Origin of the sequence: Microcoleus sp. LEGE 07076, from assembly GCF_015207455.1 — a bacterium.
Classification (GTDB): Bacteria; Cyanobacteriota; Cyanobacteriia; order Cyanobacteriales; family Microcoleaceae; genus Microcoleus.
On sequence record NZ_JADEWV010000019.1, the window covers coordinates 31,613 to 49,777 of the forward strand.

Consider the following 18,165-nt stretch of genomic DNA (forward strand, 5'->3'; position numbering starts at 1 on the left):
GGGAGCATTTCATTTTTGTAAAAAGCATTTTTTGTTTGAGCGATGTCCTCGCTCGCTTGGTGATAAAAGCCCGTGCGAGCGAGGACAGCACTACAAAAGCTAGCGCGCTTGATGCTCCTTCTTCCTTCTTCCTGATGACGTTGGACGGAAAGCAGTTGCCAGTTGTCAGTTGTTATTTGTCAGTTGCCAGTTGTTACAAATAACAAATAACAAATAACAAATAACAAATAACAAATAACAAATAACAAATAACAAATAACAAATAACAAATAACCAATAACAAATGACTTCTTAAGCAATAGCATCAGCACCGACAAGAGTCTCGAATTGCGCCAACAGCATTCCATCAGCATTGTTAGCAACTCCAAAAATTCTAGGCAACTGACCTGTTTCAACGAGAACTTGTCTGACTTCTCCGTTAGATACATCAGCTAGAGTTTTGTTGTTTAGAATAGCATTAATGGCAGCGATACCGACACCTTGACCAACTGCGGCGTTGAATTCAACAATTCTGCCCACAGAACAGGCAAACCCTTCAAATCCAGAACACGGACTGACAACTGCCAGGTTAGGAATGTTTTTCATCAATGCGTGGCGGATGCCAATATTGAAGGTAGGCTGTTTAAAACTCAGACTGTTAAACCACCCTAAACTGTTTGCTTTCTCCCCCATACCAGCGATGCCTCCGCGCACATCAAAATGATAGCTAAATGTTGCCAGTGCCTGATTTGCCGGTACGCCACCTAACAGCATTTGTGCGCCCGTTAAAGGTTCTACAACTCCCGTCACATTGCCTGCGTGTCTGATATACAGTTCTGAGGCATAATTAACAGAAGTAGCCCCCAAACTCCTCAGCCAAGTTGCTACAAATAACATCTCTTTTTGCATATTAGCTGTCGGTTTGCTACCGCTTCTGGCTAAGGCTTCTGCTTCGCTGCCAGTGACTGCAAATAACAAGGCATTCCAGGAAAGTCTGCTATCTGGAAGTATGGCTATATTTCCCTCATCTAAAATTATGCCTGTTTCAGGAAAAGATAGCTTTCTTCCTCTAAAGGAGTGGTAAGCTACAGACAGCGCAGGCGATCGCACATCGATGTAATCGTTACCAGCCCACAGAGTTTTGAGATTTCCTTTGGTGTCGCTCATTTCCTGCCGGAGTTCTTCTGCTAGTTTGACATCCTTGCCTGCAGCGTACAGCAAAAACTTTTGACTTTCAGAATCGGCGAGGTTTGTGAAGCGTTTTAGATAAATGTAATCGAGTTCTTTCAGTCTTCTTGCACTGAGTCCTTGGGTTTCAAAAATAAGGGTGACGGGAAGTTCTGAGTTAGACAGACCAAAGGTTTCAAATCCATTCAGCTTGCTCGCCCCGGCAGCTTGAGCTAATTCGGCATTGACAGTGGCATCAATAAATTGCTTACCTGCATAAACAATGCCTCTAGATGTGGTTATGCTGGCAATTTTTTGGCGTTGTTTGTTGACTGATTGAATTTCTACTTGGCTGAGGATATCTACCCCGGCTTGTAACAGCATTTCTTTCAGCGCTGCGCTGGCTTTGCGGGGGTCAAGTGCGATCGCGCTGACACCGGATTTTTGCAGAAACTCTTGATAGATTGTCGCCGGTGAACCAAAGGTATCTAAATTTAAAGATTGTCGCAGTTCTTTACCGATCTGACTTCTATCTAAATAAGCCAGACCCCCTCTTACCAAATGCCCGCCAATCCCTTCTTGCAAGTTTCCTTTAGACATCAGCAAAACTCGCGGATAGCGCTTTGTCCGGCGGCGGTATTCTCGGGCTGCTGAGATAACGGCTAGAACTCCAGGAACTTCATCCCCAAAGCCTATGACATCGTAAAAACGCAGATCCATCACCATTATTTAATAACCTCTCCAGATTTTTATTTGTTCTAGCTGCTTGTCAATGTTTGCTGTCAAATTATCTGTCTGTTTCAAATCTACGCGCACCCTTTCCGATCTTTTTTGATAAATATTCATACATTCCTGGACGCAGAAACGGGGTTGTTACGGAAAATTCTCCGTTGAGGACGATCGACAATCGCTTGAAAAACCCCGTTTCAGAAAGTCAACAGTGCGTCAGTATTGCACTCTTGACTGCAATCAGCTCAGATTATCTGGATCTACCCCCAACTCCCGCAATCGCTGAGCTAATTGTTCGGCGCGTTCTGCTAATTGCTCAGCACGCTGCGATTCCTGTTGGGCACGCTGCGATTCCTGTTGGGCGCGTTGCGATTCCTGTTGGGCACGCTGCGATTCCTGTTGGGCGCGTTGCGATTCCTGTTGGGCACGCTGCGATTCCTGTTGGGCGCGTTGCGATTCCTGTTGGGCGCGTTCTGCTGATTGTTTTACCTGTTCTTCAGGTGTCAGATAGCGTTTGCCATCGGCATCATACCAATACAACCACTCCCTTGCTACCCCAGAATAGTTTCCCCTTTCACAACCAATTCCCAAACCTATTTCTGGCATCCAAATTGGATTCCCTGACTGTAACTCGTACTTTCCATTGACTAACTTGTGTACTTCCAAATGAGGTTTTCGACGGCGGCGGGAAGAATAAATGACGTAATAAAGTACGCCTAAATCTTGATAAATGTCTAGTTTTGCGCTGTATTCCTTGCGATAAGTTGGGGAAACAACTTCTAGCACAAAAAGTGGCATGACATTTTCATCCCACAGCACGTAACTGGGACGCAATTCTTCGTCATAAAACCGTTCTACTCCTAAACTTAAAAAAGCATCGGGGACAATGGCAGGTTCATCTGGGTGATGGTAAATACCCATATCTATGCCAAAAAACCAGTCCATGCGTTCTGACCAAAGTATCAGCAAGATTGCTTTTAGTAACCCTGGTATTAGTTCTTGCAGTTCGTTATCCACAGGTGTTTCATCCGAATCTGGTAGTTCGTCGGCTGAGGGCAAGTTCCTGGGCAATTTGTACTTTAACATTGCGGCTTTCCTCAAAACTTATTAAAATTATAACATTTACTGGTTTGATGATAATATTGAACGAACCGCGAAGACGCGAAGGACACGAAGGAAGAGAAGCAAGAAGATAGCTGATTTTGATTTACTTAATCTGAAATAATTTTTGTAAAATATCGGTTGAGAGTTGCGCGATCGACTATACTCAATTTAACAACTCGGTTCTAATGGGGAGCAGCCATTAGATGAAACGGGGAAAGTTTGGTGCAAGTCCAACGCTGTCCCGCAACTGTAAAGAGGTTTGATCGTTCGGACTTCAGTCCTCTACCTCTCAAGTCAGAATGCCCGCCGATGTGTTGGTTTAAATGGTCTCATCTGCGAGGTACTTGATGAAGGCGCGAAATCGGAAGTTAGTTAGCCTGGGATTGATGGCTGGCTTGAGTTGTTATCTTGTCCTGGCTTCGGCAACACCGGCCGCTGCTATGCACATTTCAGAAGGTTTTTTGCCTGTACAATGGGCTGCATTTTGGTGGATGGTGGCTTTGCCTTTTTTTGTGGTAGGTTTGCGTGCGATCGCCCGAATTACCAAAAAACACCCGGAACTTAAACTGTTATTAGCTTTAGCAGGTGCATTTACTTTTGTACTTTCTGCTTTGAAAATTCCTTCGGTAACTGGAAGTTCTTCTCACCCGACGGGTACTGGTTTGGGTGCAATTTTGTTTGGCCCTTCGGTGATGGCGGTACTCGGTGCTTTAGTGCTGTTATTTCAATCGGTTTTGTTGGCCCACGGCGGGCTGACAACCCTGGGAGCAAATATGTTTTCGATGGCGATTGTCGGGCCGTTTGCTGCGTATTTTATCTATCTATTGCTGATGCGAACTGGCAGCCAGCGGGGGGCAATTTTTTGTGCTGCTGCGATCGCAAATTTGCTGACTTATGTGACAACTTCGATGCAGTTGGCGTTAGCTTTCCCGGCTGCGATTGGCGGTTTTATGGCTTCATTCCTCAAGTTTCTTAGCATTTTTGCGATTACTCAATTACCGCTGGCGATTAGTGAGGGATTGCTGACTGTACTGGTTTGGAATTGGCTGCATTCTTACGGGCAACCAGAGTTGGAAATTCTGAAATTATTGAAACAGGAGTCCTAAGTCATGAGTGAAAAAAATACAAGCAATCAGCAAGCTACTTCACAACAAAATTGGCTGTTGGTAATTGGAGTTGTCGCCCTTGCCGTTATTCCCCTAGCTTTCGTGCGCGGTGAATATGGCGGATCGGACGACCAAGCCCAAATGGCGATTACCAAAATTCAACCAGATTATAAACCTTGGTTCAATCATTTGTTTGAGCCGGCGAGTGGAGAAATCGAAAGTCTGTTATTTGCGACTCAGGCGGCGCTGGGGGCGGGTGCGATTGGATATGCGATCGGGGTTTATAAAGGTCGATCGCAATCTCAGCAATCTGATCATAAATCGCCGTTGGAATGAATCATCAGATCGATAGTCTGGCTTATACCAATCGTTTGCGCGGATTGCCACCAACTCACAAATTATCCTTTGCGATCGCCCTTTTGATTCTGTCTCTGGTTTCTGGGGCAGTCGTCCAATTGTCGATCGCCCTTTGGTTGACAGTTTGGATCGTTATTTATGCACGCATTCCAGCAAAATTTTACCTGCGGTTGCTATCATTGCCGTTGATGTTTTTGCTGACAAGTTTGCCTGCATTTGTCATGGGTGGAATTCAATTAAATCAAATCCAAGCAATACAGGCGGATATTTGGCAAGGTTGGGGAATTAGCATCGGCAAATTTTATCTGTATGTGAGTCGCACTGGCTTATACCAAGCGAGTCTATTATTCCCCCGCACCTTGGCCTCGACAAGCTGTATGTATTTTATTCTGTTGACGGTGCCATTTACTGAAACATTGCAAGTTCTGAGACAGCGGGGGTGTCCGGTATTAATCGCAGAACTTTTGTTGTTGATGTATCGGTTTATTTTTAGTTTGTTGGCTATTGCCGATGAACTTTGGATAGCGCAAAACTCGCGCTGCGGCTACCGCACTTGGAAACTGGGAATGCACAGTTTAAGCATTTTAATCGGGCAATTGTTGCAGCGAACCTTGGAAAATTACCGTCAAGTTTCGCTGAGTTTGGTATCGCGCGGCTTCAATGGAGAATTGCGTGTTTGGCATTCTCACCCTTACAAACCTTCGCGAAGATATACATTTGAAGCCCTATTTGGATGCACGGTTTTAACTTTGTTAAGCGCATTATTTAAACCCTAAATTCATGAATCTCTAGTCGTTACCAGGCTCTTCCTGGTAACGCAGATCCGGAGCCTCTGCCTCAAATTCTCGATCTCTAAGAGTGAGGAAGAGCCTTTAGAAATCGTTTCCCAAGCTCTTCCTGGGAACCAGTCATATCAAATGCGGGTTTTGGATACCCTTTATCAGACAATTGGGTTGACAACCCAATTGTCTGATAAATCGATAACCCTAAGTAGGAGATAGCCTATTCAACTCACCGAGGCGCTTCAAAATACTCAGTACGGTGTACAAATCGTTCCCCGGATTGAACATAGAAAACCAGCGCGAAAAAGCGTACTGCGGTGCTTCCCCTTTAACTAACTTGACAAACAGAAAACTAGATCCATTGGTTAACAATCCGTAAGTTGGTCGATCGCCCGTTACGCTAGCTAACATATAAGCCAGCAACTGCGGAATCCCCACTTCCAGAGAAAACGCCGCTTTCTTAGATTCGATAACCACTACCCAAAACTCCTGAAACAAAGCTAAAACATCCAACTGTCCCCTGACAATTACTCCTTCATCTTCGTCAACAATTTCTACAGACTTTTCGGAAGTAACATGAAAAGGAGCAAGATCAAAATCGGCTAAGTCCAAAAACGGAGATAGCACTACCATTTTGACTGTATTTTCGAGTAGGGGGGGACGTTTGAGCAAATTCCTGTAACTTGCTTTCACTCTGTCTAATCGCTGTTTTTCATAATCGCTGATTTCCGGCAGATCGTCTTGCCACTCGCGAAAAAATTGGTCGTCTTCAACCCACTTTATTTTGAATTGATTTTCCAAATCGTTCAGCGCTCCATTTCTCGCTTGAATTGTTTGTACCATAAGCTCAAGGATTCTATTAAATTTGCTTTTAATTTATGATAGCAAAAGTTGCTAAATTTGGATTAAAATACTTGAAGTTTTGAGTCTTTGAGAACAGGAAATTAGTGAAGAGCGATCGAGTATTTTCGCAAAAACCCGGTTTTCGATCGCCCGTGCAGCTTCCCCGTGCCGGCATTGCCTTTGGTCTAATCAATCAGCTTAAGGTAGTTCCCGCACTCCGGCACCGGTTTAAACCCCTGGGGGACTTTCGGGCTAAGCCGACACCTCCAAACACATCCCCCTCTCCCCGCACCGGCCCGAGTTCCCAAAATATTGTAACGAGTTGTAAACTATAATGAGACGAAAGCGAACACAGAGGCCAAGTAGTATCAAATGCGAGTTGCGATCGCCGGAGCAGGCTTAGCAGGACTTTCCTGCGCTAAATATCTTACCGACGCGGGCCACACCCCCATCCTCCTAGAAAGTCGGGACGTACTCGGCGGCAAAGTCGCCGCCTGGAAAGATGCAGACGGTGACTGGTACGAAACCGGGCTGCACATCTTCTTCGGCGCATACCCGAATATGCTGCAACTGTTCAAAGAGCTCGACATCGAAGACAGGCTGCAATGGAAACAGCACTCGATGATTTTCAATCAGCCGGAAACACCCGGAACCTATTCGCGCTTTGACTTTCCGAATATTCCGGCTCCCTTCAACGGCCTTGTGGCTATCCTCAGAAACAACGATATGCTCACTTGGGCCGAAAAAATCAGTTTCGGCATCGGTTTGGTTCCGGCGATACTTCAGGGCCAGAAATACGTTGAAGAAATGGACAAATACTCCTTTTCCGACTGGCTCAAAAAGCAAAATGTCCCCCCCAGAGTCGAAAAAGAAGTATTCATCGCCATGTCCAAGGCGCTGAATTTCATCGACCCCCACGAAATATCTGCAACCATTCTGCTGACAGCCCTCAACCGCTTCTTGCAAGAGACAAAAGGCTCGAAAATGGCTTTTTTAGACGGTTCCCCTACGGAGAGGTTGTGTCAGCCGATGGTAGACTACATAACTGAGCGCGGTGGCGAAGTCCGGCTGAATGCACCCATCGGGGAGTTTTTGCTCAATGATGACAACACGGTGCGCGGTTTCCAGATTCGGGGTGTCAAGGGGGCAGAGTCAGAAGTTCTGACAGCCGATATTTACGTTTCGGCGATGCCGGTTGACCCGCTGAAGCTGATGCTGCCGAAACCTTGGGGCGAAATGGATTATTTCAAAAAGCTCGAAGGTTTGGAGGGAGTACCCGTTATTAACGTACACTTGTGGTTCGATCGCAAATTAACAGATATCGACCATTTGCTGTTCTCGCGATCGCCCCTGCTGAGCGTTTACGCCGACATGAGCAACACCTGCCGCGAATATGCCAACCCAGACAAATCCATGCTGGAACTGGTACTCGCACCGGCAAAAGATTGGATCGGCAAATCTGACGAAGATATCGTCGCAGCCACAATGGTCGAGTTAGAAAAGCTCTTTCCCGACCAAATTCCAGAACCCGCCAAACTGCTCAAATATCACGTAGTCAAAACCCCCCGTTCCGTTTACAAAGCAACTCCTGGCCGCCAAGAGTGCCGTCCCTCGCAAACAACTCCGATTAGCAATTTCTATCTAACGGGGGACTATACAATGCAGCGTTATCTTGCGAGCATGGAAGGTGCTGTGCTTTCTGGTAAGCTGACAGCGCAGGCTATTTCAACTTCGGCCAATAAAAAATGAAAAATTAAGAATTTTTCATAAAGACTAGGATTTGCGCGCGGGCGACCATTAGTTTGGTTTTTAACCAAAATATTTGCTTAAAACCCTCAATTTCGGTTCAAAAACCCCGGTTTCTTTATTCAAGCGCGTAATTCCTAAAGACGTAAAAAATCTCCCGTTGTCTAAACGGGGGAATGTCAGTTCTAATCTTTAAATTTCTTATTCTCGGATGCTGCAACTGTCAAAACTCCAGTGCATGAGAACTCTGGCTTCTTTGGATGAATCCTACGAACTGTGCCGCCAAGTCACAGCGAGTTATGCCAAAAATTTTTATTTAGGCACTCAACTTATGCCCGAAGCCAAGCGTCGGGCAATCTGGGCAATTTATGTCTGGTGCCGCCGCACCGACGAACTTGTAGACGGGCCAGGTTCTGAGGCCACAACCCCTGAAACCCTAAATTTGTGGGAAAAACGCCTAGAATCTGTGTTTGCCGGCCATCCTCACGACGATTACGACGTGGCTTTGGTGGATACGCTGTCTCGTTTCCCGATCGACATTCAACCGTTTAGAGAGATGATTGCGGGCCAGCAAATGGACTTGTACCGCAGCCGCTACGAAACTTTTGAAGAGCTCAATCTTTACTGTTATCGAGTAGCCGGTACCGTCGGGCTGATGTCGATGTCTGTGATGGGTGTGGACAAATCAAACTCCGCTGCTAACTGGAACTGGCACTGGGACAGTCAAATTCCCAAAGAAGAAGCAATTTCCCTGGGTATAGCCAAGCAGTTGACGAATATTCTGCGCGATGTCGGAGAAGACGCCCGGCGCGGCCGCATTTACCTTCCGTTAGAAGACTTAGCCCTGTTTAACTATACCGAGGCAGATTTATTCAACGGTGTAATTGACAACCGCTGGCGGGAATTGATGAAGTTTCAAATTCAGCGAGCTCGCAAATTGTACGCCAGCGCCGAACCGGGAATCAAAGTTTTGAGTCCCGATATCCGCTGGACAGTGTGGGCTGCTACGATGCTGTACAGCAGAATCTTAAATGCGATCGAACGCAATCAGTACGATGTGTTTCAGAAGCGGGCTTATGTTCGCAATTCTCAGAAACTGCTGTGTCTTCCCGCCGCATGGCTAAAGTCAAAGGTGCTTTAGCCGAAAGATCGTGCTGATATCTTAGTCCCACTCTGCTGGGACTTTGTTTGCACAGCCCCGAATTCTATTGAGCGGGTTCAAATTCTGTTTTCACTGATCTGTTTTCAATTGGGCGATCGTACTTTTGAGCAATTGCTTTTCCTGCTGGAGTTGGGCTTCTAAATTTTGAATTTGTTCCCGGCGGGCTTCAACTTCGAGCGATCGGCGAGACAATTTTTGACTCTCCAAAGTAAGAGATTGGCGCCACTCTTCTGCTTTCTGGGATTCTTGCTGCAAAAATTCTGGTGTAATACCAGTTGTTAGATACTTCTCAACTAATTCTAGCACCCAGTTTGTAGCTGTTTGAATATGCAAAACCAGGTTTTTTTCGCCAATATCCGCTAATACCAGCATCCCTTCATTTAAAACATTTTGGGAATTATTTGGCGGTAGCACCAACACATTTTCTGCCAAAACTATCGCCCAAGTATCATCAGAGTTTTGACAAGCTAGCAATTGCAGACATATATTGCCTGAAACGTCCTGTTTGTGTACTTGGGCTAAATATAACATCAGGGGAATTGGCAAAACAGGGAATTGGGAATTGGCACTAACAAATATAACAGTTCTGAGTATTTAATACCAAATCCGGGTTGGGGATCCCCTTGATAAACCAGTGGCCTTGGGGCCGACATCAATTGTGTAAACCTGGTTTCAACCGCCGAATCATAAAGGGAGTATGTTACTTCGCGCTCTTTGGATCTTCGCGGTTCATTCAATCTTACCACCTATTAGTTATCATTCCAATACAACCGGATTGGAGATGACTCATGTCCGCTGTTACACGGGCTTGTTAGCCCGTGCAACAGATCGGTTCAAAAAAGTGCGATCGCCCATTTCAATTACTAACTAGGAATCACCTTGCTCAACCGGTGAGCCTGAGAACCCTCAAGACGCGGCCCCTGAACCTGCACCACCATTGAAGCCAAAAAATTGCCCCAGCGAGCCGCTTGTGCAGAAGTGTAACCATTAGTAATTCCAAACAAAACACCGCCAGCAAAAGCATCCCCAGCACCAACAGTATCGATCGCGTGTACCGGATAGCCCGGTACTTCAACAATCTGTTTGTTCTCCACCACCATGCAGCCTTTCGCCCCATTAGTGATAAAAGCCAAATCCGCAATATCGCTCATTTTGCGAGCGCACTCTGACAAAGATTCCTCCTTAAAAAAGCTCCGCACCTCATCAGCATTGCACAAGATTACATCGCAATATTCCGAAACAACCTTGTGAAAATCATCAGCAAATCGATCGACCAAAAAACCATCAGAGAAAGTAAAAGCCACCTTCACGCCCAGACGCTTAGACTGTTCCATCGTCTCAATACTAGCCTTTCGCGGCTCGGCAGCATCCCACAGATAGCCCTCAACATAACTGTACTTGCAATGAGACAGGCGATCGACATCAATATCTGTCGCAGCCAAAGTAGTAGAAACCCCCAAATGAGTACACATCGTGCGTTCCGCATCAGGCGTAGTCAGCACTACACAAGTACCCGTTGGCCCATTAGACTCAGTTGCAGGATGTACGTCAAAACTAATCCCCGCCGCCAGCAAATCTTGTCGGTAAAATTCGCCGTTAGTATCCTTAGCAACCTTCCCCGAATAATAAGCTTTACCGCCACTTTGGGCCAAGCCAATCATCGTATTTGCAGCCGAACCACCCGATCGCATTTGCAGCAAATTCCCATCCAAATCGTGCAAAATCCCCCCCTGAGTTTCCGAATCCATCAGCGTCATCCCGCCGCGATTCAGTCCGTGGCCCCGTACAAATTCATCTTCCACCAATGCTAAGATGTCTACCAGAGCATTACCTACCCCAAACACATCCACCGAACGGGAATCTTGATTATTTTCTGTCATCACTAATTTTTGGTTTACACTAATTATCAACTTTATAATAAATCTACTTCAACTCAACATCTATTTTCTTCAAGTTATCTCGCTCTAAATCCCCCAGCCCAAATCGATCTCATCCAAAATCGATATGACTGATACTTATCTCCCGCCTCTAATTGAGCAAATGTTACACCCAGGGTTCTACCCCCACAGCGTCACAGAACCCGTGCAACTAATTCAGACTCACGCTTCCTTTGTGTTCCTGACAGGAGAATATGTTTACAAAATCAAAAAACCAGTCAATTTTGGCTTTATGGACTATTCAACATTGCCGAAAAGGCAGCATTTTTGTACCCAAGAATTGCTGATGAACCGACGCACGGCACCGGAAATTTATCTCGAAGTTTTGCCAATTGTTCAAAACGGCGATTTGTTTCAATTTGGCAGCGATTCAGCCGAGACAACTCCGGCAGAAAATCCTGTAGAATACGCGCTAAAAATGCGGGAATTTTCTCAAGATTCGCTGTTTCTCAGTTTATTGGAACGCGGACTGTTGACCGAGCAACTTATGGTGCGATTAGGGGCAGAAGTTGCCAAGTTTCACGGCACTGCCGTTAGTAATAGCTACATTCGCACATTTGGCGAAGTCAGTCAAATTCGCACAGCAATAGACAACAATTACTTGATTTCGCAAAAATATATCGGCGGGCCGCAGAGTCAGACACAATATCAGGAAACAAAAAAATATACTGATGCGTTTTTTCTCAAAAACAAAGAGTTATTTAACCAGCGGATTGCCGACAATAAAATTCGCGAATGTCACGGAGATTTGCACCTGCGGAATATCGCATTGTGGCACGATAAAATATTGCTGTTTGATTGCATTGAATTTAATGAGTATTTTCGCTTTGTTGATGTGATGTACGATGTAGCTTTTACCTTAATGGATTTGGAATCGCGGGGGCGCAGAGACTTAGGCAATGCTTTTATCAATACTTACATCGAACAAACAGGGGATTGGGAAGGGCTACAATTGCTGCCACTTTATTTGAGCCGTCAAGCTTATGTTAGAGCAAAAGTGACTTCGTTAATGTTGGACGATGCGGCTATTTCAACTACGGAAAAAGCAGAAATTTCACAGACAGCAGCTAATTACTATAAACAGGCTTGGCAATACACGCAACCGCGCCGGGGAAAGTTAACTTTGATGTCGGGTTTGTCTGGTTCTGGTAAGAGTACAGCAGCTCGATATTTGGCTCGCCGCACAGGTGCAATCCAGATTCGTTCCGATGCTGTTCGCAAACATTTAGGCGGAATTTCTTTAAATCAACGGGGCGGGCAAGATTTGTATTCGGATGAAATGACGGCGCAGACTTATGATAGATTGTTAGAGTTGGGGATAATTATGGCCCAGGGAGGTTGGAATGTGATTTTAGATGCTAAGTTCGATCGCCAAAACTTGAGAACCGATGTGATAGATAGAGCTCAATCCCGCGGCTTGTCCTCGCAAATTGTTTACTGCACCGCACCAATTGAAGTATTGCGAGAACGACTGCAACAGCGGCGGGGCGATATTGCCGACGCGACAGCAGAACTATTGAGCTCGCAGCAAGCAGCTTTTGAACCTTTTACAGAATTTGAGCAAATTTCTGTAAACATTATAGATACCGCGCAAGATTTAGAGGTACAATTAAACTTGATTTGTGGGCAGTAGTTGCAGTGCGATCGCCCTGGTCAATCTTACTTGTCTGCTAATATTGTCAATATCTTTCTGTATTATTACAAAAACAACTTGCAGATCATGGCAAAATTTAACGGAGACTCGAAGGGGTTTAGCCCCGCGCTGATATGGTTTGTGTTGTTTACCGTTGGGTTTCGCTTCATAGGATGTACGCTGCCCATCAGTATCGGCTTTGGTGTCGTCGGCGGCGTAGCAGCAGGTTTAATAGTCGCTTGGTGGCACAACGAACTACTACTCAACCCGAACAAACGTTCAAAGGATAACACCTCGGATGCTATCCTTAACAAACAAGTAGTGGAAACCGACGGTAAAAGATATAGTACAAGCTCCAGGCGTGAAGCTACTTCGCTGTTTGACTGGCTGTCGAAAACTGAAGACCGCCGCTAGCAGATAAAAAAGTTTTTAATATTGAGTTTTGAGCTTTAAGTTAAAGAGTTAAAATCGAAGAACTCAATAATAAAAATTAAACATTTCGAGCAACAAAATTACTAATTACCGATAATTAATCACCCATTTCTTCAGATTAGTAATTTGAATTACCAGCCCAAAAACGAATAGAACTCCCAGACTTAAGTCGCGCAGACAGCCGAAATTTAGACTTTCGTTCAAGCACGCTGATTTAATGCTGCAAGTAAATCTCAAATTTCAAATCGACTGACTTGCTGAATGTTTGTATTTTTGTCGAAACTGCTGCCGCTGTTGATTTATCCTTTGGGGTTGAGTTGCCTGTTAATGATGGCGGCTTTAATCACACTTTGGCGGCGTCCAAAATGGGTAGCAGCGCCCATTGCTGCGGCTCTAATTATTTTAATGCTCGGAAGTAGCGGTTCGGTGTCAAAATCCTTAGTTCGATCGCTCGAATGGCAAAATTTGCCAACCGCCGAACTCCCCCAAGCATCCGCGATTATCGTCTTGGGCGGCGGTGTCAAAGCAGCTTTGCCGCCCCGCCCTTGGGTGGAATTGGGGGAAGCGGGCGATCGAATAATCTACGCTTCCCGACTTTACCGTCAAGGCAAAGCTCCCCTGCTAGTGCTCAGCGGCGGTAGAGTAGATTGGAAAGGTGGGGGTTCTCCAGAATCGGCAGACATGGCAGAAATTGCCCAAACAATCGGCGTACCGGCAGCAGCAATTTTGCAAGAACCCGATTCACACAACACTTATCAAAATGCCGTCAACGTGCGGAAAATCTTAGAGGATAAAGGCATAAAAGGGTCAGTTTTGCTAGTGACATCGGCGATGCACATGACACGATCGCTCTTAATTTTCCACCATCAAGGAATTCAAGCAATTGCCGCACCAACAGACTTTCAGATAACGCAGCAGGATATCGCAGCATCTCAAAACAACTGGCAAGCATTCGCACTGGATTTGTTGCCGGATACCTATTATCTACATCAGTCAACAAAAGCTCTGAAAGAATACATCGGCTTAATCGTGTATCGGCTGCGCGGGTGGCTTTAGCAGAATTTTAGATTGGGGATTTTGGATTGAAGAATTCAAGTAGTCTCAACCGTGAAGTCACTTCCAAAATCCAAAAGAGATTCAGTGTGTTAGCTTAAAGTGATTACAGCCAATATTAGCCACAGTCGCCCCCAAACAATCATGCTGCCCCACGAGTTGCAAAACATTGCCCCAGAACCGACTCCCGCGGCCGAAATTTTTCAGAGACACCAAATTGTCCGCGAGTTTTACGACGAAATTAAGTACCGTCAAGAACTAGAACTTCACTGCCAGTGGTATTACGCTACAGCCAAGCAGCACCAGCAGGAATTGCAGAAAATGCAGGGAGATTTGAATATCTTTAGTTGGTTCTGCCGCCGACGGCAAAAAAATTAAGAATTAAACAAATTACGAATATTAACTTAATCCCACTTCAAAAAACAGAATACTAAGATACCCGACTTCTTTAAGAAGTCGGGTATCAAACAGCTAGACTTCAGAAGAGATCGATTCAACCTCATCCTCTTTGAAATGAGCTTTAAATTTTTTGTCAAACTGAACTAAAACAGGCCAATTGGCACTGACAGGTCTGCCGTGCCATTCGTGAACGATCGCCACGACTTCTCCTTCCATGCCCTTAATATCAAATGGTTGACTGCGATTTTGAGGGTGGTGGTAGACAACAACAGAGTTTTTAACGCAAACGCGATCGCCAACTTTCATAAATTTAAACTTAGTGTTCTTTCTTCCAAACTCTACAAAGCGTGCAAGTGCAGAACACCTGTACGCTTTGGGGACAGTCTCTTTATCTTCCCACATAAGTAGAGCGAAAAATTAAACAAAATTGGCGGTTCGATCGTCAGTAGTTCGATCGCACTCCGCCGCAAAGCCGATCGATTCTCGGTTAATAAGCCGCGCGATGGGAGTTTAAATCCCGATCGGGCGGCTTCTATGACGGGGGAAATCAATTCCCGACTAATTGGCAAGCGATCGACTTAACTGGTTCAACCAACACTCAACATCAACGGCCAGAGTTTGACCCAACTCCAGCAACTGCCGGAGCGAAGACAACTCCCAGTCGCCCTCTGAACGCGCGACATCCAAAGCAACCGGGTCAACCTTATTTTCGCCTGCCACCTCCGCTTGCCGTTGCAGCCAGCCCAAACACAGAGGCACAATTTGACTGTACAGAGAATTGAAATACAGTTCCTGCGATTTGTCCAAACACAAACCCAGACTCAGCCGATCGCCCACAGCTATCAAACGCTCGATCGCAGCGATATCAGATTCTAACTCAACAGGCGAGCGTTGCCGATCGCCCGCAGCAGATTGCAGCAGCGCGTCCAGAGAGCGCCAAACCATATTTTCCAAAATTTGCTTAACTTCAGGAACCTTCAATTGACAGCGCAGGTGGCCGGTTTCAGTAGCGATCGCCTCAATTTCCGCCATCCGCGACTCCCCCTCCCCCGTTTCCAGTTCCAGAGCCTTCGCAGCCGTCAAACAGCGGTGTCCCAAAGCCACCTCAGCAGCCACCTGCAACTCCACAGGCACCGGCAACTCATCCCGGTGGAAAGCCATCATCACCCCGTAATTTTCCCGATAAACCTGAGTGTAAAGCTGATCCAACCGAGTCAAATTTTCCTGACTCAGCAACTGTACGATCCGGTGGCGTTCGTCAGCGAACAAATCCCGCAAGCTAAACGACTGATCTCCAAACAGCCGCACCATTTCCAAAATCGCGTGGGCCGCCGAAGCTTCTTGCAGAACTCCAAACAACCGTTCCTTAAGCATCATGTAAGACCGGCGGCTGCCAAAAGGCTGAATGCAGCAGTGGAAGTCCCAGCCTCCGAGGTGGAATGCAGCAAACACAAACACCTCTGTTTCCCGCGTAATTTCCGAAGTTAACTGCAATTGACCCACAGCCAGAGTCATCGACCCCATCCGCTGAACTTGGAAATCTTGCTGCTGGGCTTGATAGCAGTAAACTCGCTGTTGGCGGGGATATTTGGCAAACAAAGAACTAATCGCGTAGTGGGCGGCTACTTGTCTGAGGCTAATTTGGGCTGTCACCACCAGTTGGCGGTAAACTTCTGCACCTGTTTTGAAAGAGTCAACGTTGCTGGGAACCAGGCCCAGCCGATCGATAAAATCCTGTTCTAGCTGAACGCCCGTAACTTCCCCCGCCAATTCCAGCGCCCGGGCCGCGTAGCGCAAAATTTGCACGCCTTCAGGGCGAGATATTTCCTCAAAAAACCAGCCGCAGCTAGTGAACATCAACAAAGCGTGGCGCTGCATTTCCAGCAACCGCAGCGCGTCCACCTGTTCGGCTGCATCGAGTTGGCGAACTTGATGGCGTTGTAGGAAACTGTCAACATTAGCGGGCGACCGATCGCGGATCACATCAATATATTCATCTCTAGCTTTCCAGGGATCGCCCAACAGTTGCCGTCCCGCTTCCTCGTAAATCGGAATCAGCCGATCGCGCAGCCAATTCAAAGTATCCCGCAAAGGCTTGCGCCACAGCAGATGCCACCCGCCGCCGCCACCGCAGCCGCAATCATCTTGCCAGCGATCGACCCCGTGAGAGCAACTCCAAGCCGTCACGGGTTTGAGTTCTACTTCCCAACTGCTAGGATTTTGGCTTAAATAGTGAGCAAAATTCGTCACCGTCCAGCCCCGCTGGGGAAACTCTTCTGTAAACGCGTAGGCGAGGCATTTTTCGGTACTGTGTTTGTGGTGGCCGAAAGTTTCGCCATCCGTCGCCACAGAGATTAATTGGGCCCGTCGGTGGTCTCCCCGCACAGCTTGACCCAAGCGCCCCACCAAATGCTGGCTGCTGCTGAGAACGTCATTGAATCCCATATCCCGCGAGATCGGGCCGTCGTAGAAAAAGATATCGATGTAGGGAGTGTTGGCCGTTGGGGCTGGGGAATCCTCGCCCTGTCCGCGGCCCAAGTAATAAGAACTCAGCGGCGAAAGTTGGTGGTCAGCCATCAACCTCAATTCCGGTTTCAAATAGCAGCGGTACGGGCGAGTCGGATCGATTTGGCCGCCACCGACTTCGTGCCACTGGCAATCTGTTTCTTCGTTTTCTTCTTGGTTTTGCCCGATTAGCGGGCGGCAGCGTTCGGCTTGGGAGGGGGCCAAGACAATGAAGCGGATGCCTTCAGCGACCAAAACTTCTAGGGTGGCGTAGTCTACGGCGGTTTCTGCCAGCCACATTCCTTCGGGATCGCGATCGAATCTCGATCGAAAATCTGCGATCCCCCAGCGAATTTGGGTGTATTTGTCTCGCTCGTTCGCCAGCGGCATGATGATGTGATTGTATACTTGGGCGATCGCGTTCCCGTTACCGTTGAGGCGCTGACAGCTTTTGCGATCGGCTTCCAAAATCCGCTGGTAAACTTCCAGATCGTAGCGTTCCAGCCAACTCATCAACGTCGGGCCGATGTTGAAGCTCATATACTCGTAGTTGTTGACGATCCCCGTGACTTCGCCGCGATCGTTGAGTATGCGCGCAAAGGCGTTCGGGCGGTAGCACTCGATGTCGATGCGTTCGTTCCAGTCGTGGGCGGGAGAGGCGCTGGCTTGGCGTTCGATCGCGTCCAAGTAAGGGTTTTCTCGGGGCGGCTGGTAGAAGTGACCGTGAATCGTCACGCACACTCCCGTTGCAGTAGCCGTGCTGCTTTGAGTTGGGGCCGTTACGCTGGGCGCAGACACGGGGAGCAAATCGGGCCCAGTTTTAGAAATCGAAACCATGCGATCGAATCCTCAAGTAGTTAATGACAATAAAATCAGCCTCATTAGCAACCGAAACCTTACGCAGCAGGGGTTTTGACCAAGCATCTGTTAGTGCTAAATTTTGGCAAACAATTTTTGATACATTTGTAGTATTGCGACTCAAGCATTCATTCCAAGATGCCTAGCGTCGATGCCCTGGGTTTTTCTGCTAAGGCTTTGCTCTTCAAACAGCTAAAAAAAGTAATTTTTGCAGCTTTTTCCCACTTCCACCCATTTCGGGTTAGTGCTTGCAGGGGCTGCTTGTTGAGAGTTGGATTTACATTGCTGGATTTTAAAGTCTTATTCATTAAATAGCAACTTTTCCCCGAAAAAATATTATCTGGGGCGATCGAGCCAGCGATGGCAATTTTGC

Annotated in this window: 18 protein-coding genes, 1 pseudogene and 1 riboswitch; of the genes and pseudogenes, 10 read left to right on the forward strand and 9 right to left on the reverse strand. The window is 46.8% G+C overall.

The genetic code is table 11. The annotated features are described in order from the left end of the window. Nucleotides 1-291: 291 nt before the first annotated feature. Nucleotides 292-1,872 (reverse strand): FAD-dependent oxidoreductase, encoded by a 1,581-nt coding sequence (locus IQ270_RS05130; RefSeq protein ID WP_193972169.1) that lies wholly within the window; start codon nucleotides 1,870-1,872, stop codon nucleotides 292-294. Between the two features lie 243 nt (nucleotides 1,873-2,115). Next, nucleotides 2,116-2,961: a Uma2 family endonuclease gene (locus tag IQ270_RS05135; RefSeq protein ID WP_193972170.1), complete on the reverse strand. Its 846-nt coding sequence runs from the start codon at nucleotides 2,959-2,961 to the stop codon at nucleotides 2,116-2,118. 178 nt (nucleotides 2,962-3,139) lie between these two features. Next, nucleotides 3,140-3,305, forward strand: a riboswitch (cobalamin riboswitch). A gap of 21 nt (nucleotides 3,306-3,326) precedes the next feature. On the opposite strand from IQ270_RS05135, the gene IQ270_RS05140 reads away from it, so the two are divergent. Genes IQ270_RS05140 through cbiQ form a run of 3 tightly spaced genes read left to right on the forward strand, consistent with a single transcriptional unit; the run spans nucleotide 3,327 to nucleotide 5,218 of the window. Next, nucleotides 3,327-4,085 carry an energy-coupling factor ABC transporter permease gene (locus IQ270_RS05140; RefSeq protein WP_193972171.1) on the forward strand — a complete coding sequence of 253 codons (759 nt, stop codon included), beginning with the start codon at nucleotides 3,327-3,329 and terminating at the stop codon, nucleotides 4,083-4,085. Between the two features lie 3 nt (nucleotides 4,086-4,088). Beyond that, nucleotides 4,089-4,421: an energy-coupling factor ABC transporter substrate-binding protein gene (locus IQ270_RS05145; protein WP_193972172.1), complete on the forward strand. Its 333-nt coding sequence runs from the start codon at nucleotides 4,089-4,091 to the stop codon at nucleotides 4,419-4,421. After that, on the forward strand, nucleotides 4,418-5,218 hold the full coding sequence (cbiQ, locus tag IQ270_RS05150) for a cobalt ECF transporter T component CbiQ (RefSeq protein WP_193972173.1): 801 nt from the start codon (nucleotides 4,418-4,420) through the stop codon (nucleotides 5,216-5,218). The genes IQ270_RS05145 and cbiQ overlap by 4 nt, the downstream gene beginning before the upstream one ends. Nucleotides 5,219-5,428: 210 nt before the next feature. On the opposite strand, the gene IQ270_RS05155 is transcribed toward cbiQ, so the two are convergent. Further along, nucleotides 5,429-6,067: a restriction endonuclease subunit R gene (locus tag IQ270_RS05155; protein ID WP_193972174.1), complete on the reverse strand. Its 639-nt coding sequence runs from the start codon at nucleotides 6,065-6,067 to the stop codon at nucleotides 5,429-5,431. Nucleotides 6,068-6,171: 104 nt separating this feature from the next. Between IQ270_RS05155 and IQ270_RS05160 the strand changes: the two genes are divergently transcribed. From IQ270_RS05160 to crtB, 3 genes are all read left to right on the forward strand, one after another. After that, nucleotides 6,172-6,402, forward strand: coding sequence for a hypothetical protein (locus IQ270_RS05160; protein ID WP_193972175.1), 231 nt, complete (start codon nucleotides 6,172-6,174; stop codon nucleotides 6,400-6,402). Between the two features lie 37 nt (nucleotides 6,403-6,439). Further along, complete coding sequence (pds, locus tag IQ270_RS05165; RefSeq protein WP_193972176.1) at nucleotides 6,440-7,816, forward strand: 15-cis-phytoene desaturase; 1,377 nt, start codon at nucleotides 6,440-6,442, stop codon at nucleotides 7,814-7,816. Between the two features lie 208 nt (nucleotides 7,817-8,024). Beyond that, nucleotides 8,025-8,954 (forward strand): 15-cis-phytoene synthase CrtB, encoded by a 930-nt coding sequence (gene crtB, locus IQ270_RS05170; protein WP_193972177.1) that lies wholly within the window; start codon nucleotides 8,025-8,027, stop codon nucleotides 8,952-8,954. A 90-nt stretch (nucleotides 8,955-9,044) separates the two neighbouring features. On the opposite strand, the gene IQ270_RS05175 is transcribed toward crtB, so the two are convergent. Together IQ270_RS05175 and IQ270_RS05180 are read right to left on the reverse strand one after the other, a co-directional pair. Further along, nucleotides 9,045-9,506 (reverse strand): hypothetical protein, encoded by a 462-nt coding sequence (locus tag IQ270_RS05175; RefSeq protein ID WP_193972178.1) that lies wholly within the window; start codon nucleotides 9,504-9,506, stop codon nucleotides 9,045-9,047. Nucleotides 9,507-9,838: 332 nt separating this feature from the next. Beyond that, on the reverse strand, nucleotides 9,839-10,855 hold the full coding sequence (locus tag IQ270_RS05180) for an adenosine kinase (protein WP_193972179.1): 1,017 nt from the start codon (nucleotides 10,853-10,855) through the stop codon (nucleotides 9,839-9,841). A gap of 124 nt (nucleotides 10,856-10,979) precedes the next feature. On the opposite strand from IQ270_RS05180, the gene IQ270_RS05185 reads away from it, so the two are divergent. From IQ270_RS05185 to IQ270_RS05200, 4 genes are all read left to right on the forward strand, one after another. Next, the gene (locus IQ270_RS05185; RefSeq protein ID WP_193972180.1) at nucleotides 10,980-12,545 is read left to right on the forward strand and encodes a bifunctional aminoglycoside phosphotransferase/ATP-binding protein; all 1,566 of its coding nucleotides are present in this window, start codon (nucleotides 10,980-10,982) and stop codon (nucleotides 12,543-12,545) included. Between the two features lie 87 nt (nucleotides 12,546-12,632). After that, nucleotides 12,633-12,959, forward strand: a complete 327-nt coding sequence (locus tag IQ270_RS05190; RefSeq protein WP_193972181.1) for a hypothetical protein — start codon at nucleotides 12,633-12,635, stop codon at nucleotides 12,957-12,959. A 279-nt stretch (nucleotides 12,960-13,238) separates the two neighbouring features. Continuing rightward, nucleotides 13,239-14,033, forward strand: coding sequence for a YdcF family protein (locus tag IQ270_RS05195; protein ID WP_193972182.1), 795 nt, complete (start codon nucleotides 13,239-13,241; stop codon nucleotides 14,031-14,033). Nucleotides 14,034-14,174: 141 nt separating this feature from the next. After that, complete coding sequence (locus IQ270_RS05200) at nucleotides 14,175-14,408, forward strand: hypothetical protein (protein WP_193972187.1); 234 nt, start codon at nucleotides 14,175-14,177, stop codon at nucleotides 14,406-14,408. 93 nt (nucleotides 14,409-14,501) lie between these two features. Here IQ270_RS05200 and IQ270_RS05205 read toward each other — a convergent pair whose 3' ends face one another. From IQ270_RS05205 to IQ270_RS05220, 4 genes and pseudogenes are all read right to left on the reverse strand, one after another. Continuing rightward, nucleotides 14,502-14,735, reverse strand: coding sequence for a ferredoxin-thioredoxin reductase variable chain (locus tag IQ270_RS05205; protein WP_193972183.1), 234 nt, complete (start codon nucleotides 14,733-14,735; stop codon nucleotides 14,502-14,504). Nucleotides 14,736-14,767: 32 nt separating this feature from the next. Continuing rightward, entirely contained in the window at nucleotides 14,768-14,998 is a 231-nt protein-coding gene (locus IQ270_RS05210) for a hypothetical protein (protein WP_193972184.1), read from the reverse strand. Further along, nucleotides 14,988-17,771 carry a DUF3536 domain-containing protein gene (locus tag IQ270_RS05215; RefSeq protein ID WP_193972185.1) on the reverse strand — a complete coding sequence of 928 codons (2,784 nt, stop codon included), beginning with the start codon at nucleotides 17,769-17,771 and terminating at the stop codon, nucleotides 14,988-14,990. Before IQ270_RS05215 ends, IQ270_RS05210 begins: the two co-directional genes overlap by 11 nt. Nucleotides 17,772-17,920: 149 nt before the next feature. After that, nucleotides 17,921-18,165, reverse strand: a pseudogene (locus tag IQ270_RS05220) (hypothetical protein); the annotation flags it as partial.

What these genes read in the sequence shown, in the direction of transcription:
- IQ270_RS05145 (WP_193972172.1), top strand. Translation starts at nt 4,089, where the DNA reads ATGAGTGAAAAAAATACAAGCAATCAGCAAGCTACTTCACAACAAAAT.
- IQ270_RS05155 (WP_193972174.1), bottom strand. Translation starts at nt 6,067, where the DNA reads ATGGTACAAACAATTCAAGCGAGAAATGGAGCGCTGAACGATTTGGAA.
- IQ270_RS05205 (WP_193972183.1), bottom strand. Translation starts at nt 14,735, where the DNA reads ATGAAAGTTGGCGATCGCGTTTGCGTTAAAAACTCTGTTGTTGTCTAC.
- IQ270_RS05195 (WP_193972182.1), top strand. Translation starts at nt 13,239, where the DNA reads ATGTTTGTATTTTTGTCGAAACTGCTGCCGCTGTTGATTTATCCTTTG.
- cbiQ (WP_193972173.1), top strand. Translation starts at nt 4,418, where the DNA reads ATGAATCATCAGATCGATAGTCTGGCTTATACCAATCGTTTGCGCGGA.
- IQ270_RS05140 (WP_193972171.1), top strand. Translation starts at nt 3,327, where the DNA reads ATGAAGGCGCGAAATCGGAAGTTAGTTAGCCTGGGATTGATGGCTGGC.
- IQ270_RS05190 (WP_193972181.1), top strand. Translation starts at nt 12,633, where the DNA reads ATGGCAAAATTTAACGGAGACTCGAAGGGGTTTAGCCCCGCGCTGATA.
- IQ270_RS05185 (WP_193972180.1), top strand. Translation starts at nt 10,980, where the DNA reads ATGACTGATACTTATCTCCCGCCTCTAATTGAGCAAATGTTACACCCA.
- IQ270_RS05135 (WP_193972170.1), bottom strand. Translation starts at nt 2,961, where the DNA reads ATGTTAAAGTACAAATTGCCCAGGAACTTGCCCTCAGCCGACGAACTA.
- IQ270_RS05200 (WP_193972187.1), top strand. Translation starts at nt 14,175, where the DNA reads ATGCTGCCCCACGAGTTGCAAAACATTGCCCCAGAACCGACTCCCGCG.
- IQ270_RS05215 (WP_193972185.1), bottom strand. Translation starts at nt 17,771, where the DNA reads ATGGTTTCGATTTCTAAAACTGGGCCCGATTTGCTCCCCGTGTCTGCG.
- IQ270_RS05180 (WP_193972179.1), bottom strand. Translation starts at nt 10,855, where the DNA reads ATGACAGAAAATAATCAAGATTCCCGTTCGGTGGATGTGTTTGGGGTA.
- pds (WP_193972176.1), top strand. Translation starts at nt 6,440, where the DNA reads ATGCGAGTTGCGATCGCCGGAGCAGGCTTAGCAGGACTTTCCTGCGCT.
- crtB (WP_193972177.1), top strand. Translation starts at nt 8,025, where the DNA reads ATGCTGCAACTGTCAAAACTCCAGTGCATGAGAACTCTGGCTTCTTTG.
- IQ270_RS05130 (WP_193972169.1), bottom strand. Translation starts at nt 1,872, where the DNA reads ATGGTGATGGATCTGCGTTTTTACGATGTCATAGGCTTTGGGGATGAA.
- IQ270_RS05175 (WP_193972178.1), bottom strand. Translation starts at nt 9,506, where the DNA reads ATGTTATATTTAGCCCAAGTACACAAACAGGACGTTTCAGGCAATATA.